Consider the following 20,088-nt stretch of genomic DNA (forward strand, 5'->3'; position numbering starts at 1 on the left):
CGGCGAGCGCGCTCGCCGGTCACATCGAACGTTTCTGGGATCCGCGGATGACGGGCCGGCTGCGCGAGCGGGTCACCGCCGACGCGGCGTCGGTCAGTACGGTCGTCGTGGCTGCGGTGGCGCAGCTGAGCTGACGCCCCCCGGCTCGCGTCAGCGACGCCGCGGGGCCGCGGGCACGCAGGCCAGGCTCTGGGCTCCGACGCCCTCGTGGTCGACACCGCGCCAGAAGTCGGCGTCGTAGCCGGCATCGGAGATCTGCACCATCTCCACGGTGGCGGGGCGCGTCGTCGACGCGGTGTGCTCGCGCAAGTCGGCGAGGTCGATCTCCAGCCTGTCGATGCCGTTGCGGATCTGCTTGGCGTCGTTGGCCACGCGGCGCATGGCCGTCTTGTCGCCGTGGATGGCCTCCAACGCGGCCACGCAGCGCAGGGTCTCCTGGATCAGCCGGTGCAGTTCCTCGACGGTGGTCGTGGCGTTCATGGATTCTCCTTCAACGGTTTTGGACACGTCACCTGGGCAGGCCGAGGGCGGGTAGGCCGGGGCGATGCAGAAGGCGCGTCATCACGGCTGCGCCCAGGCTGACCACGCCCGCGACGAGGAACGCGACTGGCAGGTGCTGGGACCCGATGAGTAGCGCGGGAAGCCCGATGCCGATGACGCCGCCGAACAGCTTCGCGCTGTAGACGGCGCCGAAGTTGCGGACCGCACTCGGCTCACCGAAGTAGTCGGCGACGAGGCTGGCGACCAGCGGGTAGAAGGCGCCGCCCGCGAGACCGCTCAGCGCGGCGAATCCGATGAAGGCGACCGGCACGGCGGTCGACGCCGAGTAGACCAGGCCCAGTTGGGCGCTGCCTTGGATGAGCAGCGCCGCGGTGAGGGTCTGCCGCCGCCCGAGCCGGTCCGACAGCCGGCCGGCGATGCTGCGGCCGGTGCCGTTGACGATCGCCAGCAGCCCGACGGCGATTGCGGCGACGGCCAGCGAAAACCCTTGGTAGATAGCGAGAATGGGTACGTAGACGGCGGTCAGCAGCGAGGCCGCCGCGGCGATCACCATGATGAGGTACATCACCAGGAAGGCTGGCGTGCGGATGGCCTCGGCCGGCGAGTACTGGCGGATTGCGGTGACGTTGTTGCCAAGGCTGCGGTTGAGCGTCTTGTCGATCGCCCACTGCCTGGGGTCGATGTCCTGCGGCCACCATCCCGCGGGTGGGTCTTGCAGCAGGGCACCGGCCTGGGCGACCACGACGACCATGACGACGCCCACCGCGAGGAAGACCGGGGTGCGGTTGTCGGGTGTCAGGATGGCGGCAAACGCGGCGATGAACGGCACTGCGCCGCAACCGATTGCCCCGGTCACGAGGCCGACCCTGGCGGCGCGCTTCTCCGGGTACCACTTGGCGACGGTGGCGGTGCACGTGGCGTAGACGATGCCCGCGCCGATGCCCGACAGCACCGAGTAGCCGACGATTGCGAGTGCGAAGTCGTCGGTCAGGGCGACGGTGAGTGGACCCGCGGCGCACAGCACTGCCCCCACCGGAACGGCGCGCCCGGGGGAGAGGGCGAAGCGGTGACTCAGGACCGCGGTGGGAGCGGCGGCGCCGGCCTGGAAGACCACCCATAGCGCCAGCACCCAGAGCGCGCCGGTGAGGCTTCCTCCTCCGGTGACGTGCAGCGCGGTCAACGCGACGCCGAAGCCGTATTGCAGAACGCCGATGCACGCCATGGCAATCCACGCGAATGCGAGCATCCAGGTGCGGGAGCAGCCGATGAGATCCTCAGGGCGCTCGCCGACGCGGTATGAGCGACCGCGGTGGTCGCGTACTTCAGCCACGGGGGGTGGGGCATCGGTTACCGGCATGGCACGCTCCTAATTGCATACAGTATGCCATTAGATTAACGTGATGTAGGTCACGTGTCCAGGGATGCGCCGACCCGACGTGATGCACACGTCGTGAAAATCGAGAGAGGACGTCACATGGGCCGCGTCACCAGTAGATATCGGGTGCTCCGTCTCGACGACGGGGTCGGTGCCCATCGACCGGACAGCCTGGCCGCCGAGGAACCGCTGGAGATCCGCGTCGGGGGCCGACCCTTGACGGTGACGATGCGAACTCCCGGCGACGACTTCGACCTGGCCCGCGGTTTCCTCGTCAGCGAAGGCGTCGTGACGTCCGCCGCGGACGTCACCTCGATTCGGTACTGCGCAGGCGCGACCGTCGGGGGCGCCAACACGTACAACGTCGTCGACGTACTCCTCGACGACGCCGTCCCCGCTCCCGACGCGTCGCTCGAACGCAACTTCTACACGACGTCGTCGTGCGGGGTGTGCGGGAAGGCCAGCCTGGACGCCGTGCGGACGGTCAGCCGATGGTCGGTCGACGCCGACCCCGTGCGGCTGAGCGCGACGACGATTGCGACCTTGCCGGACACGCTGCGCGCCGCCCAGCGCGTGTTCGACCGGACGGGAGGCCTGCACGCTGCGGGTCTGTTCGACGCCGACGGCACGTTGTCGTGCGTGCGCGAAGACGTCGGTCGCCACAACGCGGTCGACAAGGTGATCGGCTGGGCTGTGGGCCAGGATCGCCTTCCGCTGACTGGGATGACGCTGATGGTGAGCGGCCGGGCGTCCTTCGAGTTGGTGCAGAAGGCGGTGATGGCGGGCGTCCCGGCGCTGGCTGCGGTGTCGGCGCCGTCGTCCCTGGCGGTCGACTTGGCCAGGGAGATGGGGCTGACGCTGGTGGGGTTCCTCCGCGGCTCGACGATGAACGTCTACTCGGGGGAGCAGCGCTTCGGTGCCGTCGTGTCGGGCTCGGATCGGCCGGCGGTGCGGTCCGCGGGCTAAGCCACTGCTCAGTCCTGGTCGGCCTTGGCCAGTCGCTCGGTGTGATAGACCTCGCGGGTCCGCTCGGTGTGCCGGTGCATGATGTCGGTCGCCCTGGTGACGTCGCCCGCGGCGATCGCGGTGATCAACTCCGCGTGCTCACTCCACGCGTCCTGCCCGCGAGGTTGCGCAATGGGCAGGTAGTACCAGCGCCACTTGCGTTCGACGAGACCGATGTGCTCGGCCAACACCTTGTTGCCTGCGAGCGTCGTGATCGCGGCGTGCAGTGCCGCGTTCGCCGCGACGAGTCCCTCGGAGTCGTTGGCGGCCAACGCATTCAGACCGTCCTGCTGTAGCTCCCAGAGCCGGTTGACGTCCTCCGGAGTGGCGCGTGACGCGGCCAGGCCCGCCGAGTGGGTCTCCAGTACCGTCCGTACCGCGAGAAGTTGGTCTACCTCCTCCTCGGAGGGAATGTGGACGAACGCACCCTGGGCGGGACGGAGCTCGATCCAGCCGTCGGCCTGCAGTCGCTGGAGGGCCTCCCGGACCGGTTGGCGGCTCACCCCGAGGTACTCGGCGAGTTCGGCCTCGACGAGGTGGCGGCCACGCTCGAGGGTGCCCTGCACGATCAGCTCGATGATGGCGTCGTACACGGCCTGGCGCAGGGGAGCGGGGCGCAACACCCGCGGCGAGGAGTCGTCGGCCAACATGGCGGCCCGTGAGGAGGTCTTGCGCTTGCTGGCTGGGAACGGGTGTGACATGGCGGGTGACTCCTTGACCGTCGTGGCGGTGCTCATCCTACAGGTTTTCGTATGCAAAGAACCGGTGGCGAGACCGTCGCCACATATCTTTCAGGCACCGAATCCCCCCGGCCCTGAGACGCCAAACCGGGCGCGGCGGAGTCCTTGGAGCCTCTGCCGCGCCCGGGGCGCTGTTTCCTACCCGGAACCCACCCGGGTGCTAGTCCAGCGCGAGTGACGCCGTCGCTTCCCGGTCCTTGGTTCCCGGTTGGTCGGTCGGCGTGGTGGTTCGTTCCGACACCGGCAGCTTGGGCTGACGCAGGAACAGCGTGATGAACGCACAGGCGATGCCGACGGAGCCGGCGATGATGAACGCCGCGCCGTAGCCCCAGTTGCTGACCACGACCGACCCGAGACCGGCGCCCACCAGGCCGGAGATGACCTTGGAGCTGTACACCAGGCCGTAGTTGGTCGCGTTGTTGTTCTCTCCGAAGTAGTCGGCGGTCATCGCCGCGAACAGCGGGAAGATGGCGCCGCCACCGAAGCCGGAGACCATCGAGGCCATCAGGAACAGCGGCATGCTGCCGATGGATCCCGAGAAGTACACCGCGAACTGGGCCGCGCCGAGCACGAGGCAGACGATGACGAGCGTCTCGCGACGTCCGTACCGGTCGGAGATCCAGCCGATCACGCCGCGGCCGGTGCCGTTGATGATGGCCTTGAGGCTCATCGCCAGCGCCACGATGCCACCCGCGAAGCCCATCTCCTTGCCGAACGGCACCTGCATGGCGATGCCGAAGATGTTGATGCCTGCGGTGCACAGCAGGACGAACCACATCAGCGGCAGGATGCCGGTCTTGACTGCCTCCATCGGCGTGTACTGCTTCTTCGCCGGCGGATTCTTGCGCAGCGCCCTGGCGATCCGCGGATCGGTGCTGGCGCCGAGTGGGTCGACGTGCGCCGGCCACCAGTTCTTCGGGGGGTCCTTGAAGAAGAAGCCGCTGACGGCAACCAACCCGGCGAGCAAGACGCCGGTGGCGAACAGGATCCCGGTGTAGTTGCTGACGTCCATGTACGAGGTGAAGATGAAGATGAAGGGCACCGACCCGTAGGCAAACCCGCCGTTGACGAATCCGGTCTTGCCGCCCTTGCGCTCGGGATACCACTTGCCGACCATGTTCACGCAGGTCGCGTAGACGAAGCCGGCCGCGGCACCGCCGAAGAAGCCGAATCCCACGTAGGCCCAGAACACATTGGGCGCGAAGGCGAGTGCCAAGTAGCCCATCAGCGAACCCGCGCCGCCCAGCATCATCGCCGCGCGCGCCGAGAGCTTCCCGCTCTCCCGCAGTCGGCCCGCAGGGAAGGCCACCGCTGCCTGGAAGAACACCCAGACGCCAAGCAGCCAGAAGATGTGCGATCCATGCCAGCCGTGTGCCTCGGACAACGTTTCCTCAGCTGAGGTGAACGCGTACTCCGAGGAGCTGATGGCCATCATCGAAAGCCAGGGGAGCCAGACCATCCATACCCTGGACCGTCCCAGGATGTCGCGGTCGGTTTCGCCGATTCGGTACACCCGGCCGTTTTCGTCGACGACCTCGCGGTACGCCGGCTGAGCTGTGGTCATGCTGCTCGAACCCCCTGGCTCCGTGATGAGTCAGTGGTGGGTTCGGCCGGTCGCCGACTCGGCGGGATCACCACTGACCACGCTCGATGCTCGCTGAATACTGCATACAGGTACATGTGTAACACCAATCACTCGGGAATGGGATAGTGACTACGGTCACACCGGACGGTATACTACATACAATTCTGAATGCAACCATGAATTTTCCTGGGAATCTGCTGGCGATCCCGAGGCGCCCCGTCGGCCGACCTCGGTTAGCCGCCGTGAGCACCGCGAATGCCGATCTGAAAGCCGTTGACAACGACGAAGATTCGTCATCGCGCCGGGACGTCCGCGGATGCCCGGCGCGGACCCAGGCCGGCGCGAGGTGGTGGCGGAGGTCTCGGCAGGGCTGCATCGCAGCGGCCGAGTTGGGGCAAAACGGGCCGAAACATAGACAGATGTTGTTAGTTGGGACACACTCTTGGTCTAACGCATACGGTATGCAATCTGAGTAGTCGCCTCCACGGCCCATCTTGTTCGCAGGACGCGCCGGGCTCCGGAGGGCTCACGCACCGGCGCGTGGAAAGGGATGACGACCATGAATGAGACCACCAACGTCGTGGACGATCCGGCTCTGGAGCCGAAATCGCCTGAGGGCAAGGCGTTGTCGGGGGTTCGCGTCCTGGACATGACCCACGTCCAGTCCGGGCCGTCGGCCACTCAGCTGCTGGCGTGGCTGGGGGCCGACGTCATCAAGCTGGAGGCGCCCAAGGGCGGCGACGTCACCCGCGGCCAGCTGCGCGACCTCCCCGGCGCTGACAGCCTCTACTTCACGATGCTCAACTGCAACAAGCGCAGCATCACCGTGAACATGAAGAGCGACGAGGGCAAGCAAATCTTCGTCGACCTGGTGTCGCGCGTGGACATCCTGGTTGAGAACTTCGGGCCGGGGGTCGTCGACCGCTTCGGCTTCCCCTGGGAGCGACTCCAAGAGATCAATCCCGCGTTGATCTATGCCTCCATCAAGGGATTCGGCCCGGGCAAGTACTTCAACTTCAAGGCCTACGAGGTCATCGCCCAAGCCATGGGCGGGTCGATGGCCACCACGGGTTTCGAGCACGGGCCACCCACGGCGACCGGTGCTCAGATCGGCGACTCGGGCACCGGCATCCACCTGGTCACGGGAATTCTCGCCGCGCTCTACCAGCGGACCAACACCGGCCGAGGTCAGCGGGTCGAGGTGGCGATGCAGGATGCCGTGCTCAACCTGTGCCGGGTGAAGTTGCGGGATCAGCAGCGGCTCGCCCACGGTCCCCTTCCGGAATACCCGAACGAGCATTTCTCCGACGAGGTCCCACGCTCGGGCAACGCCTCCGGTGGCGGGCAGCCCGGATGGGCGGTCCGCACCAGCGGCGGCGGTCCCAACGACTACATCTACGTCATCATCCAGCCACAGGTGTGGGCTCCGTTGGCGGTTCTCATCGGACGGCCGGAGCTGGCCGACCATCCCGACTGGGCCAAGCCCGAGGACCGGCTCGACAAGTTGGACAAGGTCTTCGCGCTCATCGAGGACTGGTCCGCCGAACACACCAAATGGCAAGCGCTGACCGCACTCAACGCCCTCGGCATCCCGTGCGGTCCCGTGCTCGGGACCAAGGAGCTCATCGAGGACGAGACCCTGGCCGAGCTCGGCTCCATCGTCACCGTCGAGCACCCGGAGCGGGGATCCTTCAAGACCGTCGGCTCGCCGCTTCGGCTGTCGGACTCCCCGGTCGACATCGTCAGATCACCGATGCTCGGCGAGCACACGGACTCCATCTGCGCGGAACTCGGCTATTCACCGGATCAGCTCGAGCAGTTCAGAAGCGTCGGGGCGATCTGAGATTGCCGAGCGGGCCGACGGCGGCCCGCGTCACCACCGACGAGTCCACCGACTCGAAAGCGAAGGTGAGGGTGCCATGAGGTGAACCCACTAGGCGAAACGCGCGCGCCCGAACGCCTGCGCGGGGACCCACCCCCGCGTGGTGCACGAACGGCCCGCCCGGATGTCCGCTGCGAAAACCCAACGCGAGGCGGCATCGAGGGGCGAGCCTGTACCCACCCGTGAGAAAGAGAATGAACGATGTCCTCAACACTCGCAAGTTATCGCGAGGTCACCGACGCCAACAACCGCGTCTACCGGATCGGGGAGACCGACCACCAACTGCTGGGCCGGTCCAGAGCTTGGATGGTGTGGTTGCCCTGGGCCGCCATGATGGCGGTCAGTGTCTACGAGTACGGCTACGGCGCCGCCCAGGCCGCCGTCCGTGAAGCCCACGGCTGGACGATGGGTGAGACGTTCTGGCTGCTGTCCATCTGGGCGTTCTTCCAAGCGTTGATCGCCTACCCCGCCGGGAAGCTGCGTGAGAAGGGCGTCGTCTCGGCGCGGGCTGCCATGCTCGTGGGTGCGGTGCTCTCGGCGGTCGGCTTTGCGAGTCTCACCCAGGACAGCATCGTGTTCGCATTCCTTGGGTTTGCGCTCTGCGGCGGCGTCGGCGCGGGTCTCGTCTACGCGACGTGCATCAACATCGTCGGCAAGTGGTATCCCGAACGACGCGGCGGCAAGACCGGTTTCGTCAACGGAGGGTTCGCCTACGGCGCCGTTCCGTTCATCTTCATCTTCAGCTACGCGCTGCACCCGAGTACCTACGTGTGGGTCCTCGACCTCGTCGGCGTGTACATGCTGATCGTCGTAGCGGCGTGCGGAATGTTCTTCAGAGATCCGCCGAAGAACTGGTGGCCCGCCGACGTCGACCCGGTGGAATGGGCCGACAGCAAGAAGGGTGCGGCCAGCCTGAAGCGCAATCCGCCCGCGGCGCGGCAATACACGCCGATGGAGGCCATCAAGACCGGCATGCTGCCGCTGATGTGGCTCTCCCTCGGAATCAGTGCGGGCGTCTCGCTGTTCGGAATCAGCTACATGGTGCCCTTCGCCAAGGAACTCGGCTTCGGGCCCCTGATCGCCGCGTCGTCGGCCGGTGTCCTGTCGATCGTCAACGGCACCGGTCGCACCCTGACCGGCTGGGTGTCCGACCGGCTCGGCCGCAAGCAGACCCTGCTCATCGTGCTGTTGGTGTCGGCGGTGGCGCTGGTCGGTCTGCTCTATGCGGGCAAGGCGCAGAACGAGATTGCGTTCCTGGGCTTTGCGTTCCTGGTGGGATTCGGTGGTGGTGCCTTCTACCCGATGTTCGCCTCGCTCACCCCGGACTACTTCGGGGAGAACAACAACGCGAGCAACTACGGACTCATCTACAGCTCCAAGCTGCTGGGGTCGGTGGTGGGCATCGGTGTCGGCGCCAGCGTGATCGACGCCTGGGGCTACAGCGGCGCCTACTGGTTGGCCGCAGCGAGCGCGCTGGTGTCCGCAGGCATCGCGCTGTTCCTGCGGCAGCCAGGTGGTACCGGTCAACCCACCGTCGCGCCGAGAGCGACGACGGCGTCGGCGAAGGTGCCTGCCTCGGCGGCTGACTGACCGGTGTCGTTGAGCGGCCGAGGGGATCACCGCATGGGTGATCCCCTCGGTCGCGTCGTCTGCCGTGGGGGTTGAATGAACTTCGCGATGCGAAACCAGCGTGTCGCCGAGCGGAATGGCCGACGTGCCGAGCCGGGGATGGGAGGGCCTGTCGATGGCCGAGGAGACTTCGCAGGCGCGGGGTGGCGTCCAATCGGTCGAGCGCGCCTTCGAGCTTCTGGAAATCCTCTCGGCCGCAGGCCCGTCCATCGCGTTCGGAGACCTGGCGGCCCGGGCCGGGCTGCCCCAACCGACGATCCACCGGCTGGTGCGGACCCTGCTCAACCTGGGCTACGTGCGGCAACTGCCCAATCGACACTATGCGCTGGGCCCCAAGCTGATTCGGCTCGGTGAGAGCGCAGCCCGGCTGATCGGAACGTGGTCACGTCCCCATCTGGCCGGGCTGGTGGAACGCACGGGCGAGAGCGCGAACATGGCGGTCGTCGACGGCGACATGGCCGTGTACGTCGCGCAGGTGCCCTCACCGCACTCCATGCGGATGTTCACCGAGGTCGGGCGGCGCGTGCACCTGCACTCCACCGGGGTCGGCAAGGCGCTGCTGATGCAACTGCCCGACGACGCGATCCTCGCGCTGCTCGAACGCACCGGGATGCCCGCTGCGAGTGCGAACACCCACACGACCGCACGGTCCCTGATGCGCGACATCGAACTGAGTCGCGTCCGTGGTTATGCCGTTGACGAGGGTGAGCAGGAGATCGGCGTCCGCTGCTTTGCGGTACCGGTACCCGACGCGCCGACGTTGACGGCAATCTCGGTGTCGGGGCCGGGATCGCGCCTGACCCTGACGTCGGGGACGACGGTGACGCCACTACTCAAGCGGGTGGCCCGCGACCTCGCCGCGGAATACGAAGGGGAGGCGGCTGGTTAGCCGCCTCCCCGTTCCAACCGACGTCGGATCAGTCGAGCATCAGTGCGGCGGCTGTCGGTGCGTCGGAGAGGGTTTCGGCCAGGTCGTTGAACTCGACGACGTTGTCGAGTTCGGTCCCCATCGCGATGTTGGTGACCTTCTCCAGGAAGATTTCGACGACCACCGGCACCTTGTGCTCGTGGGCCAGACGTTGCGCCCGCTCGAGTGCCGGGCCGATCTCGCCCGGTTCGACGACCTGAATGGCCTTGCAGCCCAGTCCTTCCGCGACCCGCAGGTGGTCGACCCCGTATCCCTTGGGCACGTCACTGTCGGTTTCCTGGGAGTTGATGTTGTCGAAGGCCAACGACACGCAGTAGTCCATGTCGAACCCGCGCTGCGCCTGGCGGATCAACCCGAGGTAGGAGTTGTTCACCAGGACGTGGACATACGGCAGGTTGAACTGGGCCCCCACGGCCAGTTCCTCGATGAGGAACTGGAAGTCGTAGTCGCCGGAGAGTCCGACCACGGTGGCCGACGGATCGGAGGCGACCACGCCGAGCGCTGCGGGAATGGTCCAGCCCAGTGGACCGGCCTGACCGCAGTTGATCCAGTTCCGTGGTTTGAACACCTGAAGGAATTGACCGCCTGCGATCTGCGACAGCCCGATTGCCGTGACGTAGCGGGCGTCGCGGCCGAAGACGCGGTTCATCTCCTCGTAGACCCGCTGCGGCTTGATCGGGACGTCGTCGAAGTGCGTCTTGCGGTGCATCGTCCGCTTGCGCTCCTGGCAGTCCTGCACCCAGCCGGTCCACGTCGGCAGGGTGCCAGCGCTCGTCCTCGCCTTGGCTGCTGCCACCAGCTGCTCGAGTGCGGGCTTGGCGTCGGACACGATGCCGAGGTCGGGTGAGAAGACCCGGCCGATCTGGGTGGCCTCGATGTCGACGTGGACGAATCGCTTTCCCCTGCGGTAGGTCTCGAGTCCGCCGGTGTGTCGATTGGCCCAGCGGTTGCCGATGCCGAGCACGAAGTCCGAGGCGAGCATGGTGGCGTTGCCGTAGCGGTGGGCGGTCTGCAGGCCCGCCATTCCGGCTGCCAGGCGATGGTCGTCGGGAATCGTGCCCCAGCCCATCAGGGTCGGAATCACGGGGATGTCGAGCGTCTCGGCCAACTCGACGAGCAGGTCGCTGGCGTCGGCGTTGATGATGCCGCCGCCGGCGACGATGAGCGGCCGCTCGGCCGTCACCAGCATGTCGAGCACCTTCTCGGCCTGGCCGCGGGTCGCCGCCGGCTTGTACAGGGGCAGCGGCTGATAGGCCTCGGGGTCGAAGTCGATCTCGGCGAGCTGGACGTCGATGGGCAGGTCGATGAGGACCGGGCCCGGCCGACCGGAGCGCATGAGGTGAAACGCCTTCGCGAAGGCGCCGGGCACCTGACCGGGTTCCAGGACGGTCATCGCCATCTTCGTCACCGGCGCGGCGATGGCGCTGATGTCGACGGCCTGGAAGTCCTCCTTGTGCAGCCTGGCGACGGGCGCCTGGCCGGTGATCGCGAGGATGGGGATGGAATCGGCTGAGGCGGAGTACAACCCGGTGATCATGTCGGTCCCGGCGGGCCCGGACGTGCCGATGCAGATGCCGATGTTGCCGGCTGCCGCCCGCGTGTAGCCTTCGGCCATGTGGCTGGCGCCTTCGACGTGCCTGGCGAGGACGTGCTTGATCCCGCCGTGGGCGCGCATGGCCGAGTAGAACGGGTTGATCGCCGCTCCCGGCAGCCCGAAGGCCTGGGTGGCGCCTTCGATCTCGAGAATCCTCACGGCCGCGTCGACCGTACGCATGCGGGTCACTTCGACGCCTCGACCTTCGTGCCGGACAGCCGCTCCACACCCAACAGCAACGCGGAGTGATCCAGTCCACCGTCGCCGTTGGCGATCGCCGACGCCATCAACTGTGCGACGACGGCGCCGAGCGGGATGACGACCCCGGCTTCGCGTGCCGCCGAGGTGACGATGCCCATGTCCTTGTGGTGCAGCGCGATTCGGAAGCCGGGGTCGAAGTTGCCGGACAACATCTTCGGTGCCTTCTGGTTGAGCACCGCCGATCCCGCCAGGCCGCCGCCGAGCACTTCGACGGCGGCGTCGATGTCCACGCCGTAGGCGCGCAGGAAGGTGATGGCCTCGGCAAGCAGCTCGATGTTGCCCGCCACGATCAGCTGGTTCGCGGCCTTGACGGTCTGTCCGGCACCGCTGGGGCCGACGTGGGCGATGGTCTTGCCGACGACGTCGAAAATGGGCTTGGCCGAGGCGAAGTCGGCGTCGGTGCCGCCGACCATGATGGACAGGGTGGCGTTGACGGCGCCGGGTTCACCGCCGGAGACGGGTGCGTCGACGATGCGCAGACCGCGTTCGGCTGCGGTCTTGGCCAGTTCGGCGGTGACGTCGGGCCGGATCGAGGAGAAGTCGATCACCAGGGTGCCGGGTTGGGCGTTGGCGAACACCCCGTCCTCGGGAAGCAGCACGGCTTGGACGTCGGGGGAGTCGGGGACCATGATTGCCACCACGTCGGCGTTCTTCACGGTTTGCTCGATGGAGTCGGCGGCCGACCCGCCCGACTCGACCAAGGCCTGCATCCGCTCCTCGGAACGGTCGTATCCGATGACGGTGTACCCGGCTGTCACCAGATGGCGGGCCATCGGCCCGCCCATGATGCCCAGTCCGATGAATCCGATGGTGCTCATGAGATCCTCGTTTCTTGTTGCTTCGAAAGGGTTTCGATGTTCACTGCGTTGGCTCCGCGCTCGTCGCGGGGAAGCCAGTCGAAGGTGTCGGGACGCGTGGCCTTGTACTCGAGTCCGAGGTAACCGGCGTATCCGCCGTCGGCGAGCTCGTGCACCTGGCGGGCCAGGGCCACGCTGCCGGTGCCCGGTTCCCCGCGCCCGGGGGCGTCGGCGATCTGTACGTGTCCGATCCGGCTGCCGTGGTCGCGGATGACGGCCGACGTGTCGTCACCGTTGACGTCGAGGTGGTAGAGGTCGGCGAGCAAGCGCAGGTTGGTGGTGCCGCTCTCGGCGTGCACCCGGTCGATGACCCCGATGGCGTCCGCGGCGGTCTTGATCGGGTAGCGCGGGGCGCCGCTGACCGGCTCGACCAGCACGATGGCGCCGATGCGGTCGGCGGCCGCCGCGGCGAAGGCGAGGTTGTCGGCGGCCACGTCGTCCTGGGTGGCGGGGGTGAACGCGTCGTCGCGGTTGCCGTACAGCGCGTTGAAGGCGCGGGTGCCGAGCGTGTCGGCGATGTCGACCGCGATGGCGACGTTGTCCTGAAAGGCTTTCTGCAGTGCGGGATTCGACACGATGCCGCGGTCGCCGGCAGGCATGTCCCCGGCCGCGAAGTTGAGTCCGGTCAATGTGACGCCGGCGTCCTGGATGGCCCGGATGAACGCCGTAACCTCGGCGTCGGTCGGCGTCGGGGTGGCGAACGGCCACCAGAACTCGACGGCTGAGAAGCCAGCGTCCTTGGCCGCGGCCGGCCGCTCCAGCAGGGGCAGGTCGGTCAGCAGGATCGAGCAGTTGACGGTGTAGGTGGCCTTCACGACGGCGTGCCCTTCGTTGATGCGGAGCGGCGTGGATTCATTCCGCAATGCGGAATGGAACTCTCACTAGAGAACTCGAGTGAACGCCCGCTGGAATCGCTTGTCAAGAATTCTCGGGCCCCGATACCGAGTGTGAATTGGTCGATAAACGCCGTGAATCACGGTTTGCCCCAAGGTTTTTGCGGTTCGTTAGTCGGCAAAGAGCGCGGGCCGGTTGGTAGCGGTGGTCGCCGTTCACCGCGACGGCCCACGGCGTGCCGTAGACCCCCGTGCACCCAACGGCTAGTCTTGCATACAATATCCGGTTCATGCCGACCAACCCGACGGGAGCCCAGGGCGTGCCCACTCTGCTGGTCCACCACGATGCCTTCGCCAACCACCAGACGTCCGCGGGTCACCCCGAGCGGCCCGATCGCTACCGCGCGGTGCAGTCGGCCCTCGGGCAGTCGCGGTTCGACGACTTGGTCCGCGAGGAGGCCCAGCTCGGCGCCCTCGACACGACGCGCTACGTGCACACCGACGCCTACGTCGACGCCCTGGAAGGCGCCCGTCCGGCGGACGGCTTCGTATACCTCGACGGTGGCGACACCATGATGGAACCGTCGACCTGGGAGGTCGTCCTGCGCGGTGTCGGCGGCACGATCCAAGCCGTCGACCAGGTCATGTCGGGTGGCGTGCAGAACGCCTTCGTCGCCTGCCGCCCGCCGGGACACCACGCCGAGACCGACCGAGCCATGGGCTTCTGTCTGTTCAACAACATCGGCATCGGCGCCCGCCACGCCCAGCTCAAGCACGGGCTGACCCGAGTCGCGATCGTGGACTTCGACGTCCACCACGGCAACGGCACGCAGGAGATCTTCTACTCCGATCCCGACGTGCTGTACGCCTCCACGCACCAGATGCCATGGTTCCCCGGCACCGGCGAAGTCCGCGAGACGGGCGTCGGAAACGTCTTCAACACCCCACTGTCGGCCGGCGACGGCGGTGCCGAACTGCGCGCGGCGTTCACCGACCGGATCCTGCCCGCCCTCGACGCGTTCTCACCCGAACTCGTCATCGTCTCAGCGGGTTTCGACGCCCACGAGCGGGATCCACTCGGCTCGCTGTGCATGACCGCCGACGACTTCGCCTGGGTGACCCGCGAGCTGATGGTGGCCGCCGAGCGGCACTGCGACGGTCGGCTGGTGTCGGTGCTCGAAGGCGGCTACGACCTCCAGGGGCTCAGGGAGTCGGTCGGCGCGCACGTCGCCGAGCTGATGCGCGGCTGAGCGTCAGCGCCCCATCGCGGGCAGCTCGGCCGATTCCGCCTGCGCGGTCGCGTCCGCGTTCTCCGCGGGAACCAGCCGGACGAAGACGCCCTTCGAGGTGGGGGTGTTGCTGACGTCGGCGACGCTGTCCAGGGGGACGAGCACGTTGGTTTCGGGATAGTAGGACGCCGCCGACCCGCGTGCCGACGGGTACGACACCACGCGAAAGTCCTTCGCGCACCTGATGATTCCGTCGTCCCACGTACTGACCAGGTCCACCATCTGACGGTCGGCAAGGCCAAGCGCCTCGATGTCGGCCGGGTTGACCAGCACGACGCGTCGCCCGTTGTGGATGCCGCGGTAGCGGTCGTTGAGGGCGTACGGCACGGTGTTCCACTGGTCGTGGGACCGCATGGTCTGCAGGACCAGGTGGCCCTCGGGTACCTGAAGCCGGTCGAACGTGTTGCTGGTGAAGACGGCCTTTCCCGACGGGGTGGGGTAGCGGTGCTCGTTGACCGGGTTGGGCAGCCGGAAGCCGCCCGGCTCGCGGACCCGTGCGTTGAAGTCCTGGAAGTCCGGCACGACACGCGAAATCCGTTCGCGGATCAGGTCGTAATCGCCTTCGAAGCTCTCCCACGGGATCGTCGAATCCGCGCCGAGGGTGCGGCGGGCCAGCCGCGACACGATGGCCACCTCGCTCAGCAGGTGCTCCGATGCGGGGTGCAGACGGCCGTGCGACTGGTGGACGATGCTCATCGAGTCCTCCACCGTGACGAACTGCTCGCCGGTGAGCTGTTCGTCGCGGTCACTGCGGCCGAGCGTCGGCAGGATGAGCGCGGTGTCTCCGCACACGGCGTGCGAAAGGTTGAGCTTCGTCGACACGTGCGCGGTCAGGCGGCACTTGCGCATCGCGGCCTCGGTCTGGTCGCTGTCTGGGGTCGCCCGCGCGAAGTTCCCCGCGAAGCCCATGAAGAACTTCGCCTTGCCGTCGCGCATCGCGCGGATCGCGTCCACCGCATCCAGCCCGTGCTTGCGTGGCGGGGTGAAGTCGAACTCGCGGCCGAGGGCGTCGAGGAACGACTGCGGCATCCGTTCCCAGATGCCCATCGTCCGATCGCCCTGGACGTTGCTGTGCCCACGGACCGGGCAGACGCCGGCGCCCGGGCGGCCCAGGTTGCCGCGCAGCATCAGGAAGTTGACGATCTCGCGGACCGTGGCGACGCCGTGCTTCTGCTGCGTGACGCCCATCGCCCAGCACACGATGATCTTCTTGCTCGCGAGCACGCGGTCGACGACCTCTTCGATGTCCTCGCGTGACAGCCCGGTCGCGGAAAGGATGTCCGCCCAGTCGATCCGGCGAGTGTGTTCGGCGAACTCGGCGAAGCCCGTGGTGTCGCGGGCGATGAACTCGTGGTCGAGCACGGTGCCGGGGTTGGCGTCCTCCGCGGCGAGAAGCAGCGCGTTGATCGCCTGGAAGAGGGCAAGGTCGCCGCCGGGCTTGATGTGTAGGAACTGGTCGGCGATGGTGGTCCCGCGGCCGACGATGCCCCTGGCCTTTTGCGGGTTCTTGAAGCGGATCAGCCCGGCCTCGGGGAGCGGGTTGACGGCGATGACGTGGCCGCCGTTGCGCTTGGTCTCCTCGAGTGAGGACAGCATCCGCGGCATGTTGGTGCCGGGGTTGATGCCGACGGCGAAGATCAGATCGGATTCTTCGATGTCGTCGAGGCTGACGCTGCCCTTGCCGATGCCGAGTGTCTCGCCGAGCCCCGAACCGCTGGACTCGTGGCACATGTTGCTGCAGTCGGGCAGGTTGTTGGTGCCGAGGCTGCGCGCGAACAGCTGCAGCAGGAACGCGGCCTCGTTGCTCAGCCGGCCGGAGGTGTAGAACAGCGACTCGTCCGGCGAGTCGAGACCACGCAGTTCGTCGGCCAGGAGGTCGAACGCGTCGTCCCAGTCGATGGGTTCGTAGTGGTCCGAGCCGGGGCGCTTCACCATCGGCTCGGTCAGGCGGCCTTGGTCGTTGAGCCACATGTCGGACTTGGTCGCCAGGACGGAGACGGGGTGCTCGCGGAAGAAGTCGCGAGTGATCCGACGCGTCGTCGCCTCGTCGTTGACGTGTTTGGCGCCGTTCTCGCAGTACTCGCTGAAGTGTCGCTTGGTAGGTTCCGGCCACGCGCAGCCCGGGCAGTCGACGCCGTTGGCCTGGTTGATGGTCAGCAGGTTGAGCGCGGTGCGCCGCAGCGACGTGTGCCCGAGCGAGAACTCCAGGGCGTGCATCACGGCGGGCACACCGGTGGCCCACTCCTGAGGTGCCTTGACGGTGAGGTCGTCCTCGCCTGCGGTCATCTCGTCGCGGTCCTTCCTCGGGGCTGCCGGTGAGCGTCTGCCGGGGAAGATCTCCAGGCGACCGTCACCAAAATACAGTATGCAATATGGCTTTACCGCCAGACGGGGATGCTCGACGAAGGACGTGCGGGGTTCGGGACGGGTCGCTCCGGGGTGAAGGTCAGGGGCGCTGGGCCGCTGATCCGCCACCGTCGACGAGGGCCTGCAGGCCGCGGTCCCACCTGCGGTCGCGGGCGCGGCCAATGGCCGTGCGGAACACCGCCATGGCGATGCCGATCATCGCGGCGAATCCCAGCCAGAGGATCGCGGCCGTGCCCATCGCGTCGGCGCGTGCGTCGGCGTCGGTCTGCGGAGGAGTGGTCACCTTGCCCGCGTCGTCGAGCCAGATGCGGACCTGCTGTCCGGCCCTGACCGGATGCTCGACCTTCGAGTAGTCCTCGTGTGCGACGTTCTGAGCGGTCCAGCGCACGTGCGCCACGAACGACGCGGACGTCGCCGACTCGACCTGAGTTGGGTCGGCGATGCTGTCGCTCAGCGCAATCGCTGGTACCTGATGACGGGTGGCCGCCTCGGCGGCAATGGTCTGGACCCGCTCGGCGTACCCCAGCTGCCCGAGGGACATCGCCGGGACGATCACGGCGACGATGGCCACGAATCCCACGACCACGCCCCACGCTTGCATGCGATCCGCTCCGCGAAGCAGCGGATCACGACCGAACGCACACTTCGCCCACCACCGGATGGGGGTCATGGTCACCGGCGACGGCCTGGTGCCGTAGTCGGCAGCGTTCGTATACATAATCCCATGGTCCCGCAACTGCACGGTCGACGCTAGGGGCGAGAGCGCGACATCTCTCACATGGGTGTTACGTCACATTCGTGGCGGTCGGCCTGCCTGGCCGGCGAACGCCGACCAGCCCACCGGGACACGCCGCCGACCACCAGGGTCAGCGCCGCCGCGACGACGAACGAGAAGATCGAGGCACTCATCCACGGCTGGGCGACGAAGCCGATGGCCTCCGCCAGCTCGCCCCAGGCCCGCGCCCACCAGTCGACCTGACCCGGATAGATCAGCTGGTAGGTGACGAAGCCCAGCGCCCAGGGCGCGAGCATCACCCAGCGCGAGGCCGAATCGGACGTGAGGTCCCACCCACGCCTACCGGAGAAGCAGTAGTAGTCGATCGTGAGCACCGCGAACAAGGGCACGAACACCGAACCGATCAACGACAGGAAGCTGGCGTAGCCGTAGATGTTGACTCCGAGCGCGAGCACGGTGATGAGCACGCCCACCGTGACCGCGATGTACCGCCGGTCCCACTGGGGCCGCACGTTCTGCGTCGACACGGTTGCCGAGTAGACGTTGGCGAAAGACTGGTCCATCTCCCGAATGGCGAGGACCGCGAAGGCCAGCCCACCGAGGGGGACGGCGATGAACGCGGCGAAGATCTGGTCTCCGTCGGAGGCCACGGTGACGAGCGCCAACAGGCCGAGCGCGTAGCAGGCGATCTGAGTAAGGCCGTAGCCGAAGAAGGCGCCGGTGAACGCCGCCGCGGAACTACGGGAGTGCCGGGCGTAGTCGGCGGCCATCGGCACCCAGGAAACGGCCACCGCCACGGTGGTGTCGACGCCGATGCTGAACCCCGACCACGTGCCCTCCGTCAGCGGCGGCAGCGGTTTGGCCAGCAGCTGAAAGAACAAGTAGGCCAACGCGACCACCACCGCGACGGTGACGTACCTGCGGAGAACGCGGACCGCGCCGAGCGGATACAGCGAGAGCCCGGTCGTGATGACGCCACCCACGACGACGAATATCCACTGCGGCACCGTGGGCAACACGGTGGCGGCCGCCGTCGCGATGGTGACCAACTCGAAGGTGCCCCACCCGACCATCTGCACGATGTTGAGCACCGTCGGCAGGTAGGACACCCGCGCGCCGAGCAAGCCGCGCAGCAGCACCATCGCAGGCGAACCGGTCTGCGCGCCCGGTATCGCCGACGCCGCGATCGCGGCCGCGCCGAGCACCGTGCCGACGACGGTGGCCAGCAGTGCCGCCATCAGCGACAGCTGCGGTGTGCCGGGTCCGCCCGGCTGCAGAACGACTGCGGCGCCGGTGAATCCGAGCAGGCTGACCCCGAGGTTTCCCCACAGGCCCAACTGGTCGAACACCCCGAGCACGCGGGGGGCGGGCTCGACCAGGGTGGGCGGGACCTCGCCGGCCGAACCACGCTGACCGGATGGACGCAAACGGCGTACGACGACGGACATCGAACTCACTCTCCCTACGCCGGCATTACCCGGTCAGGTTCAAGCGGTCGGTGGCTCGACAGCCACCCTCTCAGCCCGGTACCTCCGAGCTCCCGCGTTCTAGCCTCGAGAATGTAGCGCATCCCCGGCGGGCGCGCGCAGCGATTCCCGTCGTCGGCACAGCGGGGGCGCTACTCCGCCTTCGGCACCACGATGACCGGCGCGTCGACTCCGGCGAGGATGCGCGCCGCCGTCGACCCGAGGAACAGGCGCTTGGGGGCCGCGAACCGGCTCGACCCGATCACCAACACGTCGGAGTCGTCCCAGTTGAGCTTCTTCAGCGCCGACTCCAGCGTCGCGCCGTCGGCCACCAGGGATTCGATTTCGGGAGCGTCGGGCAATGCGCGGGCGGCGAGGACGAGATTCGACTCGGCAGCCGTAATTTGGGCTTGTCGAACGTCTTTCGGGCTCTCCAGGTGGGCCATGTTCTCACCGGACACCAACGACAGCATGCGAATCGACACCCCGGCCGCGCTGGCGAGCGTGATGGCGAACGGCAGGGGATTGTCGTCGCCGGGCTTCGTCGGGACCGCCGCCGTCACCGACGTGATGGAGGACGGCGGGTCTTCGTGGTAACCGCGCGGCGCGAGGGCGACCGGAATGGGGGAGCAGTGCAGGAGGGCGCCGGCGACCGAGCCGATCACGTGCCCGCCGAAGATGCCGTCCCTCGCGCCGCCGATCACGATGAGGTCGGAGTGCTTGTCCTCGGCGAACGCGATCAGCGTCTCGGAGTAGGACTCGCCAACCAGGACGTTGGAGGCGGCGGTCACGCCGACCTCCGCGAGCGCCGCGACGGCCTGGTCGGCCCACTCCTCGCCCTTGCGCACCAGCAGCTTCTGGTACTCCGCCCGGCCTGGGTGGCCGTCGGGGTACTCCTCGCGGACGACGAGCACGACGTCGACCGTCGCGTCGAACGTGTTGGCAAGTGCGCCGGCCAGCGCGACGCCGTCCTCACCGGTCGGCGTTGCCAGGTACCCCACGGTCAAGTGCATTGACGTTCACAACCTTTCGAAGTGCGT

General features: G+C 67.5%; 17 protein-coding genes and 1 riboswitch. Of the genes, 6 read left to right on the forward strand and 11 right to left on the reverse strand.

Going from position 1 to position 20,088, the window contains the following annotated elements; translation table 11 throughout:
- Positions 1 to 134 (forward strand): formate dehydrogenase subunit delta (locus B1790_RS35940; RefSeq protein WP_142271549.1); only part of this gene is annotated, 134 nt, incomplete at its 5' end.
- 16 nt (positions 135 to 150) lie between these two features.
- Here the strand turns inward: B1790_RS35940 and B1790_RS28345 are convergent.
- Both B1790_RS28345 and B1790_RS28350 read right to left on the reverse strand, forming a co-directional pair.
- Positions 151 to 480, reverse strand: a complete 330-nt coding sequence (locus B1790_RS28345) for a hypothetical protein (protein ID WP_079926620.1) — start codon at positions 478 to 480, stop codon at positions 151 to 153.
- 28 nt (positions 481 to 508) lie between these two features.
- Positions 509 to 1,858, reverse strand: a complete 1,350-nt coding sequence (locus B1790_RS28350) for an OFA family MFS transporter (protein WP_079926621.1) — start codon at positions 1,856 to 1,858, stop codon at positions 509 to 511.
- Positions 1,859 to 1,975: 117 nt separating this feature from the next.
- Between B1790_RS28350 and fdhD the strand changes: the two genes are divergently transcribed.
- A complete protein-coding gene (gene fdhD, locus B1790_RS28355) occupies positions 1,976 to 2,842 on the forward strand; it encodes a formate dehydrogenase accessory sulfurtransferase FdhD (RefSeq protein ID WP_079926622.1) in 867 nt (288 codons plus the stop codon).
- 8 nt (positions 2,843 to 2,850) lie between these two features.
- Here the strand turns inward: fdhD and B1790_RS28360 are convergent, their stop codons facing one another.
- Both B1790_RS28360 and B1790_RS28365 read right to left on the reverse strand, forming a co-directional pair.
- The gene (locus B1790_RS28360) at positions 2,851 to 3,618 is read right to left on the reverse strand and encodes a GntR family transcriptional regulator (RefSeq protein WP_272952193.1); all 768 of its coding nucleotides are present in this window, start codon (positions 3,616 to 3,618) and stop codon (positions 2,851 to 2,853) included.
- A 163-nt stretch (positions 3,619 to 3,781) separates the two neighbouring features.
- Positions 3,782 to 5,185: an OFA family MFS transporter gene (locus B1790_RS28365; RefSeq protein ID WP_079926623.1), complete on the reverse strand. Its 1,404-nt coding sequence runs from the start codon at positions 5,183 to 5,185 to the stop codon at positions 3,782 to 3,784.
- A gap of 580 nt (positions 5,186 to 5,765) precedes the next feature.
- On the opposite strand from B1790_RS28365, the gene frc reads away from it, so the two are divergent.
- The 3 genes from frc to B1790_RS28380 all read left to right on the forward strand — a co-directional run bounded on the left by frc (position 5,766) and on the right by B1790_RS28380 (position 9,606).
- Positions 5,766 to 7,049 carry a formyl-CoA transferase gene (gene frc, locus B1790_RS28370; protein ID WP_079926624.1) on the forward strand — a complete coding sequence of 428 codons (1,284 nt, stop codon included), beginning with the start codon at positions 5,766 to 5,768 and terminating at the stop codon, positions 7,047 to 7,049.
- 240 nt (positions 7,050 to 7,289) lie between these two features.
- A complete protein-coding gene (locus tag B1790_RS28375) occupies positions 7,290 to 8,678 on the forward strand; it encodes an OFA family MFS transporter (protein ID WP_079926625.1) in 1,389 nt (462 codons plus the stop codon).
- Between the two features lie 154 nt (positions 8,679 to 8,832).
- Complete coding sequence (locus B1790_RS28380) at positions 8,833 to 9,606, forward strand: IclR family transcriptional regulator (RefSeq protein WP_079926656.1); 774 nt, start codon at positions 8,833 to 8,835, stop codon at positions 9,604 to 9,606.
- 28 nt (positions 9,607 to 9,634) lie between these two features.
- On the opposite strand, the gene gcl is transcribed toward B1790_RS28380, so the two are convergent.
- The 3 genes from gcl to B1790_RS28395 are packed head-to-tail and all read right to left on the reverse strand — an operon-like array spanning position 9,635 to position 13,220.
- Entirely contained in the window at positions 9,635 to 11,419 is a 1,785-nt protein-coding gene (gene gcl, locus B1790_RS28385; protein WP_369832448.1) for a glyoxylate carboligase, read from the reverse strand.
- Between the two features lie 5 nt (positions 11,420 to 11,424).
- A complete protein-coding gene (locus B1790_RS28390; protein WP_233165363.1) occupies positions 11,425 to 12,318 on the reverse strand; it encodes a 2-hydroxy-3-oxopropionate reductase in 894 nt (297 codons plus the stop codon).
- Complete coding sequence (locus B1790_RS28395) at positions 12,315 to 13,220, reverse strand: hydroxypyruvate isomerase family protein (protein WP_233165364.1); 906 nt, start codon at positions 13,218 to 13,220, stop codon at positions 12,315 to 12,317. The genes B1790_RS28390 and B1790_RS28395 overlap by 4 nt, the downstream gene beginning before the upstream one ends.
- Before the next feature lie 290 nt (positions 13,221 to 13,510).
- On the opposite strand from B1790_RS28395, the gene B1790_RS28400 reads away from it, so the two are divergent.
- On the forward strand, positions 13,511 to 14,440 hold the full coding sequence (locus B1790_RS28400; RefSeq protein ID WP_079926658.1) for a histone deacetylase family protein: 930 nt from the start codon (positions 13,511 to 13,513) through the stop codon (positions 14,438 to 14,440).
- Between the two features lie 3 nt (positions 14,441 to 14,443).
- On the opposite strand, the gene B1790_RS28405 is transcribed toward B1790_RS28400, so the two are convergent.
- The 4 genes from B1790_RS28405 to B1790_RS28420 all read right to left on the reverse strand — a co-directional run bounded on the left by B1790_RS28405 (position 14,444) and on the right by B1790_RS28420 (position 20,061).
- Positions 14,444 to 16,765: an FdhF/YdeP family oxidoreductase gene (locus tag B1790_RS28405; RefSeq protein ID WP_079926659.1), complete on the reverse strand. Its 2,322-nt coding sequence runs from the start codon at positions 16,763 to 16,765 to the stop codon at positions 14,444 to 14,446.
- Between the two features lie 160 nt (positions 16,766 to 16,925).
- A complete protein-coding gene (locus B1790_RS28410) occupies positions 16,926 to 17,564 on the reverse strand; it encodes a hypothetical protein (RefSeq protein WP_079926628.1) in 639 nt (212 codons plus the stop codon).
- Positions 17,565 to 17,620: 56 nt separating this feature from the next.
- Complete coding sequence (locus B1790_RS28415; RefSeq protein ID WP_079926660.1) at positions 17,621 to 19,030, reverse strand: cytosine permease; 1,410 nt, start codon at positions 19,028 to 19,030, stop codon at positions 17,621 to 17,623.
- Positions 19,025 to 19,136, reverse strand: a riboswitch (TPP riboswitch). It overlaps the preceding gene by 6 nt.
- Positions 19,137 to 19,200: 64 nt before the next feature.
- Entirely contained in the window at positions 19,201 to 20,061 is an 861-nt protein-coding gene (locus B1790_RS28420; protein ID WP_079926629.1) for a universal stress protein, read from the reverse strand.
- Between the last annotated feature and the right edge of the window lie 27 nt (positions 20,062 to 20,088).

Source organism: Mycobacterium sp. AT1, from assembly GCF_002043095.1.
GTDB lineage: Bacteria > Actinomycetota > Actinomycetes > Mycobacteriales > Mycobacteriaceae > Mycobacterium.